This window comes from Acinetobacter sp. YH12128 (assembly GCF_013418655.1).
GTDB classification, from domain to species: domain Bacteria; phylum Pseudomonadota; class Gammaproteobacteria; order Pseudomonadales; family Moraxellaceae; genus Acinetobacter; species Acinetobacter amyesii.
In genome coordinates, this window is sequence record NZ_VPBO01000002.1 from 173,311 (window position 1) to 186,518 (window position 13,208).

The window sequence follows — 13,208 nt, forward strand, 5'->3', positions numbered from 1 at the left end:
GGTTTGAAATTCCATGTCATTTTAGGACATGGGCGGCGTTGAGGTGACAAGTATATTTATATACATTCGTCTTTTATTTTTGCTATTTATTTTAGTTGTTATGATTTAATAACTTATTGAATTAGCTTGTTTAATACTTACAAATAAAAACATTGTAAACAAAAAAGGACGCTTAAAGGCATCCTTTTCAGTGCTGAAAGGGAACCAACTTTTGAGGTTACAGACCCTGTAATTTTAAACGATTGGCATGTTGGCGGTAGAGCGCAACTGGGTCAGGTGAAAATAGGCTGCGTAGACCAAAGACCATATTCACTTCATCTAAGTGGTTGTGATTGTAGTCGTCACGGATTACTTGTCCGATGTGAGTACTACAGCGTCCAACCAAACCGTCATTGTCACGATTTCCATAGGCCAAAGGGGCAAGCTGACTAATGACCGTATCTAATACATCTAATACATTCGTGGTTTGCGCTGTACCAGTCCATGAGTAGTAATACACGCCATTGTCGACTTTGGCACCCGATTGATTACAGTTCGCTGCTAGTGCTGCGGTTGGAAATTTTGCATTAAATTCAGCCGAACCTTTTTCACTGATCGCGGTAAGTGATGCATCAACACTGTTAGGTAGACTAGAGTTGCCCTCAGCCCAAGTAATAATAGGTGCTAAAAGTTGATCTCCAAGTATGCCAAAGATTGAGTCTATGGTTTTGTTGGCTTGAATTTTATCTGCGACTAAAGAACCTCGGTATGTTCCTGCAACACCAGTCACTGATGCTACATACTCAGGTTTGATCGCTGCAATATAACGCGTTGTTGGCCCACCATGTGAATGACCAATGAGGTTCACTTTAGGTTGACCCGTCAGGGCAAGGACTTCTTCGACTTGGCTCAGGAGCTGTTCACCACGAACTTCTGTAGACTCTAGCGGAGAAACTTGGGCAGCAAAGGTATTTGCCCCGTTGCGGGCTAAATCTGGCAAAATTTGATAAAAATAATCCATGCCAAAGCTGTCAAAACCAATGCGAGTAAACCCGAACATGCCATGAGTAAATACAATCGGATATTTGGTCTTGGCATAGCTTGCCGAGCTATTGGCGGTGACATGTTGGAGTCCAGCCGCAGCTTGGGACTGTGTATTTGCGATCGCTGCTGATGCAGCCATAATTGCGCATAAAAGAGCTTGTGATTTTTTCATCATTTCATCCTGAAATTGAAGTTATTTTTAAATTGTTATTTGCACTTATTCTGCGAAAGGTAATTTTCCACCCTGATCATGCACAGATTCATAGGTACTGACGCGGAGCTGATCTTCCTTGGATTTAAAATGTTGATTACGGAGTTGCTGCACTGCTTGTTGTTTGGCGCTGTCACTCATATTGCTTTTCACAATACTGTCACGCTCTGTGAGATATTGATCCACGCTAGATTTCCAAGAGCTGCGCTGGCTGTCTAGATTTTCAAGGCGCTGAGTGGCTTCTGGACCCACTAAATTTAACCGCATTTGATGGATTTCTTCGCTTGAACCACCACGGGCTTTAATGTCCGCTGTGAGTTTGCGTAAATCTTCAAGTTTATTGATTTGTTCCAGATTTTCTTTCCAGTCTTCTGGGAGTTCATCAAACAGGGCTTTTAGTTTTTTGGCTTTTTCCGACTCAGACAATTTTTTGTCATTCACCACTTCCATACGTTTCAGCGTGTATTCGTGATAGGTATTTTCCTTGCCAAATAAACCTTCAATTTCATAATCAGAAAAGAACTGTTTTCTTAAATTCTGGGTGCTGCTATAGATCGAGCGATAATATTGAGGTGATTCTTTGTCGTCACTCGGTGGCTGTAAATGACCTAATTGTTCACGATATTTCATATAGCGATCCCACAAATCATAAATTTGGGACAGCGCCGGTTCTTTATGACCTTGTGCAATGTAGGCTTTAAAATCCTTTTTGATTTGATCGATCGACTTTTCACCATATTGAGTGATGAAATATTCAAAACAATTCCGCGTTTGTTCGTTCACGATCAGACGGTTTGAACCATCCATACTGATTTGACAGTTAACTTCCGTGTCTTGTTGACTTGGACTGAGCAGTGAAGAACCGCTTGTAGCTTGTGCTGTAGAGCTTTCGCCCTGAGCTAAAGGCGTATTTTGTTGTTGAATCGATTGATCTGAAGGATCATTTTGTGATGCTTTTGGCGCCAGCCAAAATATAAATGCAGCAACAGCGATAACGACCAAGGCAATGATGAGCCAAAGTTTATTTTTTTGCATATCCCAATGCACCTTTATTCCGTTTTTAATTGTTTTAGAGTTCTAAATGCGAACTCAATATGACATAAAACGCAGATAAAAACATAGAAGAGTTGTAAACGTTAGAGGTGGGTTGTTACCATTGCGCTGTTCCTGTATTAGCCAAATTTTGACATGAAAAAAGCCTCTCCTAAGATCCAACGTCGTCCTGTACATGGTGTATTTCTTTTGAATAAGCCATTAGGTATTAGCTCGAATGCAGCCTTACAGAAGGTGCGTTGGTTGTTTCGTGCACAAAAAGCAGGGCATACTGGTGCGCTTGATCCGCTGGCTTCAGGTTTATTGCCGATTTGTTTGGGTGAAGCGACCAAGTTTTCACATTTCTTGCTCGACTCGACCAAGCGTTATCAAACCACGGTCTTTTTAGGACACAGCACCACGACGGGTGATGTGGAGGGTGAGGTACTGATGGAACAAGCCGTACCTGTTTTGACGGAAGCCACGATTCAGCAGGTACTGGCACAGTTCGTGGGAGATATCCAACAAATTCCACCGATGTATTCTGCGCTGAAAAAAGAAGGTCGCCCGCTGTACGAGTTGGCGCGTAAAGGCATAGAAATTGAGCGTGAAGCACGTCCAATTTCGATTTATGCCATCGAGTTATTATCATTTACTGAGAATAGTCTTACACTCGACATCACCTGTTCCAAAGGCACGTATATTCGTGTATTAGGCGAAGATATTGCTAAAGCATTGGGTACTTACGGACATTTAACCTATCTACACCGTATTCAAACAGGTCATTTTGATCTTAACCCAAGCTTTACCATTGAATATTTAGAGAGTCTGACCGAAGCTGAGCGTGAAGCATTATTGCTGCCGGTGTATTCACCTGTCGATCATTTCTGCAAAGTGCAAGCGCCGGAAGGTCGAGCTGAATATTTTAGTCGTGGAATGCAAAGTAATATTGAGCATGCTGCGGAAGCGCAGGTTTTGGTATTTGATGGTGAGCGTTGTTTAGGGCTGGCTGAAATTACAGACCGTAAACGTTTGGTGCCTAAGCGTGTGTTAAATCTAGAGTAGCTGATACAGCATTGAAGACTTCTTATGGACTTTGAAATTATTTTAAGCCTCTTATTTTTTGCATTTTTTGCCGGTGCAATTGATGCAGCAGTGGGGGGCGGAGGATTAATTCAAATTCCAGCCATTATGAATGCCATGCCGCACTTATCTCCGGCGACGGTGTTTGGCACCAATAAGTTGTCTTCGATTTTTGGTACAGCGTCAGCTTCCTATTCTTTTTTACGCCAAGTCAAACTCCGTTGGAAATTACTTGCGGTCATTGCAAGCTGTGCATTTGTTGCCTCCTTTGTGGGAGCAGCCTGTGTATCAATGATTCCAAAAGAAGTCTTACGTCCTTTCGTTTTGGTCATGTTGATCGTGATTGCAATTTATACCTTTGCCAAAAAACAATTTGGTCAGGTGCATGTACGCCAAGAACTGACTCCTAAAATCCTCGGTTTTGCCGCTATTGGTAGTCTGGTGATTGGCTTTTATGATGGCATCTTTGGACCTGGCACTGGCAGTTTCTTTATTTTCTTTTTTATTCGTTATCTACAAGCAGACTTTTTACATGCCTCTGCTTTGTCAAAAGTCGCCAACTTAACCACCAACCTTGCAGCACTGAGTTTTTTTGCGCCCACTGGCCATGTGTTATTTGCGATAGGCTTAATGATGGCTGTAGCAAATATTTTAGGCTCGATCGTTGGTGTACGTGCGGCAATTAAATACGGTAGTGGCTTTATTCGAATTCTATTTTTGATTTTGGTGAGTATTTTGATTGTACGGTTGGGTTATCAAACCTTTACGGGACAAGCTTAAAACAAATCTTAACAGAGCGTTGCTGAATTCTGTCGCTGAAATGATTAGTATGAAAATAAGCGACTCGTTTGAGTTGTGGATAATAATTAAATTTCATAATACACAATTAGCTAAGCATCAGAGGTCATCACTACAATGAATATATTTGAAGCTTTACGCCAAAGTCATGAAAAGCAACGTGAACTTGCTGAAAAACTCATTCAAACATCAGGGGATACACCTGAGCGTCGAGATTTATTTGAGCTGCTCAAAAATGAGTTATTCGCGCATGCTGTCGGGGAAGACCGATATTTTTATATTCCTTTAATGATGACCGATTCGGGGCTGAATATTACCCGTCATGCCTTGGCTGAACATCATGAGATGGATGAATTATTAGAGCAACTGACGGAAACTGAATTTAGTAATCCAGGTTGGTTGGCAATTGCGAAAAAGTTATCTGAAACGGTACATCATCATTTGCAGGAAGAAGAACATGGCTTTTTTCAGCAAGCGGGTAAAATCTTAGATGAAAAACAAAAGGAAAGTTTAGCCAAACAATATTTGGCGGAATATAAGAAATACAAGAAAGCAGATAAAGACAGTTTGACGGGCTAAACGCAAGTGAAGCCTGAAGACGAATGCAAAATCAAAAAAAAGACGGCAGAGGCCGTCTTTTTATTTCAGCGATAAAGATGAAAATTAGTTTGATCTGCTAGTCGTTGTAGTGCGAGAGGAGCGCATTGTCACCCCGACCGAGGCAAGCATAATACACACCAAAGCAAGCCATTGCCCTATATTAATGCGTTCCCCCAATACCACCATACCCGTAATGGCTGCCAAAGCAGGCGAGATACTCGACAATGTGCCATAACTCAGCTTACTTAGAATCTTCAATGCTTTGAGGTCTAGGGCGTAAGGAATCGCTGTGGCTAAAATGGCAATCAACAAGGCTTTAGGCCAATATTGTGTGTCCATTAAAGCTGCTGCGTTGTTATAGAGGCCGATAGGTAATAAGGTCAATGCCGATAAACTAATGGCAATGGTCAGTGCATGCATGCCAATATTTTGGTGTACCACTTTTTGCCCGAAATAAATATAAAAGGCCCAACAGAGTCCGGCAGCCAAGGCACAAGCCGCACCAATCAGTGAGAAATTACCGCTTTGAGCTTGTCCCCAAGGCACCATCAGCGCAATCCCTAAGATCGCCAAAAACACCCAGATGTAGTCGCTACGATTTTTTATCGACAGCAGCGCCAAACCTAGAGGCCCAATAAACTCCAATCCAACGGCAATGCCTTGAGGGAGTTTGCCCAGTGACATATAGAATAAGACATTCATGAGGCACAGGGCTGCGCTATAGCAGAGTAAATCACGCCATTTTAAAAATGAAAGTCGTTTTAAAATGTGCCAAGAGCGAAACATCAAACAAATAATAATCGAGGCAAAACACAGTCTTAAAATGGTCACGCTCAGTGGGTCTAGTACCAAAAACAGTTGTTTGGCAAAGGAAGCACTGATCTGATAGGAGATCATGGAGAGCACCATGAAAACGACAGCAAGAAGTTGTGAATTTGGCATGTGGCACACAGTTGTTGGGCGGTGTTAAGCCCTATTTTTGAATCAGTACAGTATAGCGGGTAATGCTGACAATTGAGTGAATTTTAACATTTGATCAAATCATGATGGATTTTGAATTTAAAATTCTATGGCTCGGCTGATGTAAGAGCAGGACTGAGCACGTCATGATTCAATTTGAATTCAAAAAATTGAGTCTGAGATTCATGTAGTTCATCCATTGTCATGGGAACATATTTTGAATTTAAATGGCTTTGGCTTTGGCTTTTTGCGTGGTATAGGTACACCCAATCGAGGCACAGATAATGACAGCAAGGGCTAACCACTGGGTCCAAAGTAATTGTTCATTTAAAAAGACAAAACCAGAGAGTGCTGCAATTGCAGGTTCTAGGCTCATAAGCGTTCCGAAACTGAGCGCCGTTAAATTGCGGAGTGCAATCATTTCTAAGCTAAAGGGGATGGCACTGGCCAAGGTGGCTAAAGCAAGAAAATAGAGGAGACTCATCGGTTCAAAGGCATGCGCAGGAATCCCTACAAATAATGCAATCGGCATAAGCATACACATGCCGACAAACATACCTAAACAAACTGTATGGTTGCCTGAAACGCCAGAAGGTTTCTGACCTGCCACGATATAGAGTGCCCAGCAGGCACCTGCACCAAGGGCGAGGGCAATGCCAACGGGATCAAGTCTTTGTGCAGCTTGGTCAAAAGGAAAAAGTAGGATAAGGCCTAAAATAGCCAGTCCGACCCAAATAAAGTCAAATTTTCGGCGTGCAGCAAATAGTGCGACACTGAGCGGGCCAATAAATTCAAAAGACACGGCAATGCCGAGAGGCAGGCGATCAATCGACAAGTAAAATAATACATTCATCCCTGCTAAGGCACAGCCATAGCTGAGGATCGACGACCATTTCACTTGTTTAAAATTGATCTGCCAAACTTTAAAAATAATCGCCAAAATCAAAGCGCCTAGCATTAAACGCATGGCCGAAACGGTCAGTATGGGAAATTGACCGAAAAGATATTTGGCAAATGAACCGCTGCTTTGCATGCTGATCATGGCAATAAGCAAGATCAGCGGTGCTTGGACAGCCGGTGCAACTTTAAAATTTGGCATAAACTAAATTTGTTTCGATGACTCGAAGAGCGGGAGAGTGGCACTAGCCAGATTTTAAAAGTTTATTACAATAAAAAAACCACAGCCCGAAGGCTGTGGCTTCAGTGTCTAAGGTGATTAGAACAATACGCGAACTCGGATCGTACCTTCAACTTCGTGAAGTGTATCCAATGCTTCTTTAGAAGCAGTTGCGTCAACGTCCATCACAAGATAACCCACATCACCTTTAGTCATTAAAGACTGACCAGAGATGTTGATACCGTGTTCAGCAAACAAGTTGTTGATTTTTGAAAGAACGCCCGGCACGTTTTTGTGGATGTGAAGTAAACGGTGTTTACCTTCAGTCAACGGTAACGCGATTTCTGGGAAGTTCACTGCAGATAAAGTCATACCTTTATCAGAGTAAGCAACGAATTTTTCAGCAACTTCAAGACCGATGTTCGCTTGCGCTTCCATGGTTGAACCACCCACGTGAGGAGTCAAAATCACGTTGTCTAAGCCACGAAGTGGAGAAACGAATTCTTCACCGTTTGCTTTTGGTTCTTTAGGGAATACGTCTACAGCCGCACCAGCAATATGACCAGATTTGATTGCATCAGCAAGATCTTCAATGATGACACATGTACCACGTGCAGCATTGAGGAAGATTGCGCCTTCTTTCATTTGAGCAAATTGGTCTTTGCCGAAGAAGTTGCGAGTTGATGGAACGTCTGGAACGTGTAGAGATACGACGTCTGCATTGGCAAGAAGTTCACCCATAGAACCGACTTGACGTGCATTACCCATCGGAAGCTTAGTCACTGCATCGTAATAAATTACGTGCATACCTAAACTTTCAGCAAGTACAGAAAGTTGCGAGCCAATCGAACCGTAACCAACAATACCTAAAGTTTTACCACGAGTTTCAAATGAACCGACTGCAGACTTGTTCCAACCACCACGGTGAGTTGAAGCAGATTTTGCAGGAACACCACGAAGTAATAGAATCGCTTCAGCAAGTACTAGTTCAGCAACTGAACGCGTATTTGAGTATGGTGCGTTAAATACAGGAATACCGCGAATCATTGCAGCATTTAAGTTCACTTGGTTTGTACCGATACAGAAACAACCCACAGCAATCAGTTTGTTCGCCGCTTCAAAAACTTCTTCAGTTAATTGAGTACGTGAACGAATACCAATGAAGTGAGCATCTTTAACCGCTTCTTTCAACGCTTCACCCTCAAGCGCAGTTTTACGGTAGTCAATGTTGGTGTATCCAGCAGCATTTAGAGTGTCGATTGCGTTTTGGTGAACGCCTTCTAACAACAAGAAACGAATTTTATCTTTAGGTAAAGAAAGATGTTGGCTCATTACGGCTCCGCTACAAAGGCCAAATTTAGTGCGCATATAATAGCATAGGAAGTCGCCTGATATACATTTCCTTTATGACTGACGTCATGGCTATTTTGGCGAATGATGAGTCAATATTTTTTAGATTTGGTCTAATTAACTTGGTCATATTCCTCGTGACATTTTGAAATCACGTTTTTCTTTGGGTTTTGTCAAAAAAAGCCCAGTTATAGCTTATAATGGTGCCGCTCAAAATCAACATGACCAATTTCCTGATATTTTGATGCGCTCTGTTTCAGGCTTTTTCCCTTGAAATATGCGTTACCGCAGTTTTGACTGAATGAAGTCTGGACCTTTAAAAAACTTGTTTACTTCTTGCAAGGTCTGAAAACGATGAATGCTCCAGTCGCTTTAACCCCAGAGTTATTGACCCAATTGACCGCTATTGTTGGCGAAAGCCGAATTAAAACAGATGCGGATAGTCTCCAAAATTGGGGTCGTGACCATACTAAGCACTTCGATCCAAACCCGTCGGTCGTCGTTTTCCCTTCAAGCACAGAACAAGTTCAACAAATTGTAAAACTTGCGAACCAATTTAATGTAGCGATCACACCAAGTGGCGGTCGTACAGGTTTGTCTGCGGGGGCTGTGGCTGCTAACGGTGAAATCGTGGTAAGCATGGACAAGATGAACCAAATCTTGGAATTCTTTCCAGCTGACCGTATGGTTCGCGTACAAGCAGGTGTAGTGACTGAACAACTTCAGAACTATGCTGAAGAACAAGGCATGTACTACCCAGTTGATTTTGCATCTTCAGGTTCATCTCAAATTGGCGGCAACATTGGTACCAATGCGGGTGGTATTAAAGTTATCAAATACGGCATGACTCGTAACTGGGTGTTGGGCATGACTGTGGTTACTGGTAAAGGTGACATCCTGCGCTTGAACAAAGGCATGATCAAAAACGCGACTGGTTATGCACTTCAACACTTATTTATTGGTGGTGAAGGTACGCTAGGTTTAGTGACTGAAGCTGAAATCAAACTTGAACGTCAACCCCATGACTTACAAGTGTTGGTTCTCGGTGTGCCTGATTTTGATGCGATTATGCCTGTTCTACATGCCTTCCAAAAGAAAATCGACCTGACTGCATTTGAGTTCTTTGGTGAGCTTGCAATGCAAAAAGTATTGGACAATGGTCATGTACAACGTCCATTTGAAACACCATGTCCGTTCTATGTTTTACTTGAGTTTGAAGCACCATTTGAACCGATCATGGATGCGGCAATGGAAATCTTTGAACATTGCATGGAACAAGGTTGGGTACTGGATGGCGTGATGAGCCAAAGCTTAGACCAAGTACATAGCTTATGGCGTTTACGTGAAGACATTTCAGAGTCAATCGCACCGTTCACTCCATACAAAAATGACATCTCAGTTCTGATTACACATGTGCCTGCATTTATTAAAGAAATTGATGCAATTGTGGAAGCGAATTACCCAGACTTTGAAATTTGCTGGTTCGGTCATATTGGTGACGGTAACTTGCACTTAAATATTTTGAAACCTGCGGATTTAAGTAAAGATGAATTCTTTGCAAAATGCCAAGTGGTAAACAAATACGTATTTGAAACTGTGAAAAAATATGACGGTTCAATTTCAGCAGAACATGGCGTGGGTATGACCAAAAAGCCTTACCTCGATTACACACGTTCAGCAGAAGAAATCGAATATATGAAAGCATTGAAAAAAGTATTCGATCCAAATGCAATTATGAACCCAGGTAAATTGTTCGATCTTTAATTTTTAAAGACCTAATAGAACGCATCTTCGGATGCGTTTTTTTATGGTTATAGCAGGCCTTTTTAGCCGCACATGGATGAGAGACCGCACGTTGATTTGTGGAGTGAGGTACTTCTTTTACATTGCTTAAATAGTGTTTTGGACAAATGTTCGGCATGATAGGACTGAATAATAAATTTGAGTTGGTTCTATGTATCGTTTAATTGCTGTGTCTGCATTGTGTGTGGGGATGTTGGCGGGTTGTGCGACAACGCAGAAAATTGTGTCTAAAGTCGGTTCTTCTGCAACGCCACTCGATCAGGTGTTAAAAGAACGTCCTGATTTGCGTAAAGAACTGTCGACTGTGGAAATTCGTCAGTATTTTAACCGTGTTGAGTCGCCAAATGCGGGGCAGGTGAAAGTGACGGAAACGGGTTTGATGGATGATTCGGTGAAATCAATTCGTACTATTTATAGTTTTAGATTGGTGGATGGTGACTGGCAGCGTGTAAATACGCAAAAGGAATATCAGTGCCAACGTGGTAAAAATACCAAGACTTTCCAAGCGGCGAAGTGTCCTTAAATTATAAAAAGTTAAGGTCTAAATTTCTTATTAAATATTCAGCATGACGGGGTCCTTTCATTTTAAATTCGATGATTGGAGCTCGTATCTACTTTTGTTTCGGCAAAAGTAGCAAAACTATCTTTCATCCGCAAAACTCGTCAAATACCATCTTCAATTGTGTAGGTCGCAGAAACTTTACATATTGAATGTGTCCTGACTCGGACAGTTGCGGATGAGTTTCCGCGTATCTTAATTTTCATCCTAAACATAGAATATTCAATCCTAAAAATATTCTCGTGAGTTCGTATAGTTTTTAATAATATTGAATCGAATTCAAATCATGATCAGATTTCAAATTTATGATGAAAACCCTCGCTTTTATTCACGTCAATGACTCAGGCTCACCTGTCGGTGACTTTGCTCCAGTGACTTCAGTTTTTTCCCATTATGAGTTGGGCAATACCGTTTCGCCTTTTTTATTGCTCGACCATTTAGGGCCTGGGGTGCTGAAACCAACCAAACTGAAAAAAGGCGTGCTGGAACATCCACATCGAGGGTTTGAAACCGTCACATTAGTGTTTAAAGGCGAACTCGAACATCATGATACGGCAGGTGGCGGTGGCGTCATTGGTGAGGGCGATGTGCAGTGGATGACTGCTGCTTCAGGCATACAACACGAAGAAGTCTTTAGCCAAGCCTTTGCACAGCAGGGCGGAGCATTTGAAATATTGCAATTGTGGGTCAATTTACCTGCTAAAGATAAAATGAATCCTGCGCGCTATCAGAGCTTAGCCAAAGCCAGTATTCCAAAGATCAATTTAGCCCAAGATGCAGGTTATGTACGGGTCATTGCAGGGCAATATTTAACAGCCCAAGGCCCTGCAGAAACACATACACCTATACAAGTATTTGATGTCTTTGTCAGAGCCAATCAAAGCATCACCCTGCCTGCACAAGAAGGGGATACCACGCTTGTGTATTTACGTTCGGGCAAGCTGAAATTTACTGAAACAGATGAACCGTTAAATGCACAGCATATGGCAGTCATGTCGAGTCAAGGTGAAAATGTCGAATTGACGGCAGTCGAAGATAGCCACATGTTGTATTTATCAGCGCAGCCTTTAAATGAGCCCATTTATGGGCGAGGCTATTTTGTGATGAATCATTTTGCAGAAGTCATGCAAGCCTATGAGGACCTAAAACAAGGTCGCTTTATCTAAAAAGCAGACAATGAAAAACCATAAAAGCGGCAGTATAAAAAGACCAATACAATGCCAGCAAACACTGTTAAAATAGTCGGACTCAAACCGACAGATCGGTTCGTTGAAGTTCATTTTATCTCTATCTAGCGTCTTGTGAATACGACGCACATATGGCGGATACGCCGCAAATTCATTTTTAAAATTAATATTACAGTGCTCGTCATTGGGCTGAAGTGTCTCTCCCTATTTGTCATTTCAAGCTCGACAGCACACATTTGATATGTAGATAACAATGCAAAACGTACAAACCACAAAATTAAGTCGTGCCACCTTAATGTTTCCCTTGGCACTGGTTTTATTTGAATTTTCTGTCTATATCGGCAACGACTTAGTCCAACCCGCCATGCTTGCGATTACCCAAGAGTTTGGCGTGAGTAGTGCATGGGCACCCTCGTCGATGTCATTTTACTTATTGGGAGGTGCCTGTGTCGCTGCGATATTAGGGCCATTCTCAGACCGATTAGGCCGTAAAAAAGTCCTGTTGGGTGGTGTGGCATTCTTTAGCTTATGCTGTCTAGCGATATTGCTCACACATAATATCGAAAGCTTTTTAACATTGCGTTTTTTACAAGGTTTCGGTTTATCGGTTATTTCTGCCGTGGGCTATGCTGCTGTTCAGGAAACTTTTGAAGAGCGAGATGCCATCAAAGTCATGGCGATCATGGCCAATATCTCACTACTGGCACCACTGATCGGCCCTGTCCTCGGTGCCTTTATGATTGATCACGTGTCATGGCATTGGGGCTTTATAGGAATCGCATTTCTATCTTTTCTGAGTTGGTTTGGTTTAAAAGCCAAGATGCCGACTCAGCACATCAGTATTCCAAAGCAACCGGTGGGTTATATTATCGATGACTTTAAGCAGGTGTTAAAAAACAAACGCTTTTTGGCGCTGACACTGGGGCTACCGATGGTAGCAATGCCACTGATGCTATGGATTGCGCTATCTCCGGTGATATTGGTGGAGCAGCTAGGACTGAGTAGCGTGCAATATGGCATGGCACAGTTTCCCGTTTTGGGCGGTCTGATCCTCGGTAATATTGTCCTGATTAAAATCATCGATAAATTGCCTCTAGGTCAGTCTGTGATGATCGGGCTACCGCTGATGTTACTCGGAACGAGCCTCGTGGTGATTGGGACGATGACTGAAAGTTATTTTCTGACATTGCTCATTCTTGGTATGAGTTTGGTCAGTTTTGGTGAAGGGATTAGCTTTTCTGTGCTCTATCGATTTGCCTTAATGTCGTCTGAAATGTCGAAGGGCACAGTGGCTGCGGCACTGTCTGTGATCATGATGCTGACGTTCTTTGCCGTGATTGAAATCGTGCGCGTGCTGTATGAAAACTTTGGCCTTTGGGCCTATAGTTTGGCTGGCTTTACCCTCATTATCTTGTGGTTCAGCCTACCACGCTTGGTGGTGCGAGATATTATGCGACAGCGTAAATTGACGGGTGAATTTTAAAT

12 protein-coding genes are annotated in these 13,208 nt (G+C 42.4%); 7 read left to right on the forward strand and 5 right to left on the reverse strand.

All coding sequences use genetic code 11. The annotated features are described in order from the left end of the window. Window positions 1-217: 217 nt before the first annotated feature. Both FTU64_RS02440 and FTU64_RS02445 read right to left on the reverse strand, forming a co-directional pair. A complete protein-coding gene (locus FTU64_RS02440; protein WP_257222177.1) occupies window positions 218-1,162 on the reverse strand; it encodes a triacylglycerol lipase in 945 nt (314 codons plus the stop codon). Between the two features lie 78 nt (window positions 1,163-1,240). Further along, on the reverse strand, window positions 1,241-2,269 hold the full coding sequence (locus tag FTU64_RS02445) for a lipase secretion chaperone (RefSeq protein ID WP_180059149.1): 1,029 nt from the start codon (window positions 2,267-2,269) through the stop codon (window positions 1,241-1,243). Between the two features lie 153 nt (window positions 2,270-2,422). Between FTU64_RS02445 and truB the strand changes: the two genes are divergently transcribed. From truB to FTU64_RS02460, 3 genes are all read left to right on the forward strand, one after another. Beyond that, on the forward strand, window positions 2,423-3,331 hold the full coding sequence (truB, locus tag FTU64_RS02450; RefSeq protein WP_180059150.1) for a tRNA pseudouridine(55) synthase TruB: 909 nt from the start codon (window positions 2,423-2,425) through the stop codon (window positions 3,329-3,331). Window positions 3,332-3,355: 24 nt separating this feature from the next. Beyond that, window positions 3,356-4,129, forward strand: coding sequence for a TSUP family transporter (locus FTU64_RS02455; RefSeq protein ID WP_180059151.1), 774 nt, complete (start codon window positions 3,356-3,358; stop codon window positions 4,127-4,129). 135 nt (window positions 4,130-4,264) lie between these two features. Beyond that, window positions 4,265-4,726 (forward strand): hemerythrin domain-containing protein, encoded by a 462-nt coding sequence (locus tag FTU64_RS02460; RefSeq protein WP_078192502.1) that lies wholly within the window; start codon window positions 4,265-4,267, stop codon window positions 4,724-4,726. Between the two features lie 84 nt (window positions 4,727-4,810). Here FTU64_RS02460 and FTU64_RS02465 read toward each other — a convergent pair whose 3' ends face one another. The 3 genes from FTU64_RS02465 to serA all read right to left on the reverse strand — a co-directional run bounded on the left by FTU64_RS02465 (window position 4,811) and on the right by serA (window position 8,156). Then, complete coding sequence (locus FTU64_RS02465) at window positions 4,811-5,689, reverse strand: DMT family transporter (RefSeq protein ID WP_180059152.1); 879 nt, start codon at window positions 5,687-5,689, stop codon at window positions 4,811-4,813. Between the two features lie 241 nt (window positions 5,690-5,930). Then, window positions 5,931-6,806 (reverse strand): EamA family transporter, encoded by an 876-nt coding sequence (locus FTU64_RS02470; RefSeq protein WP_180059153.1) that lies wholly within the window; start codon window positions 6,804-6,806, stop codon window positions 5,931-5,933. A gap of 117 nt (window positions 6,807-6,923) precedes the next feature. Further along, the gene (gene serA / locus FTU64_RS02475; protein WP_078192852.1) at window positions 6,924-8,156 is read right to left on the reverse strand and encodes a phosphoglycerate dehydrogenase; all 1,233 of its coding nucleotides are present in this window, start codon (window positions 8,154-8,156) and stop codon (window positions 6,924-6,926) included. A gap of 372 nt (window positions 8,157-8,528) precedes the next feature. Here serA and FTU64_RS02480 point away from each other — a divergent pair, with 372 nt between their 5' ends. The 4 genes from FTU64_RS02480 (at window position 8,529) to FTU64_RS02495 (ending at window position 13,206) form a co-directional block, all read left to right on the forward strand. Beyond that, a complete protein-coding gene (locus tag FTU64_RS02480; RefSeq protein WP_078189543.1) occupies window positions 8,529-9,938 on the forward strand; it encodes an FAD-binding oxidoreductase in 1,410 nt (469 codons plus the stop codon). Between the two features lie 190 nt (window positions 9,939-10,128). Beyond that, window positions 10,129-10,500 (forward strand): hypothetical protein, encoded by a 372-nt coding sequence (locus FTU64_RS02485; protein ID WP_180059154.1) that lies wholly within the window; start codon window positions 10,129-10,131, stop codon window positions 10,498-10,500. Window positions 10,501-10,844: 344 nt separating this feature from the next. Then, entirely contained in the window at window positions 10,845-11,702 is an 858-nt protein-coding gene (locus tag FTU64_RS02490) for a pirin family protein (protein WP_180059194.1), read from the forward strand. A 274-nt stretch (window positions 11,703-11,976) separates the two neighbouring features. Further along, entirely contained in the window at window positions 11,977-13,206 is a 1,230-nt protein-coding gene (locus tag FTU64_RS02495) for an MFS transporter (protein WP_180059155.1), read from the forward strand. Window positions 13,207-13,208: the final 2 nt, after the last annotated feature.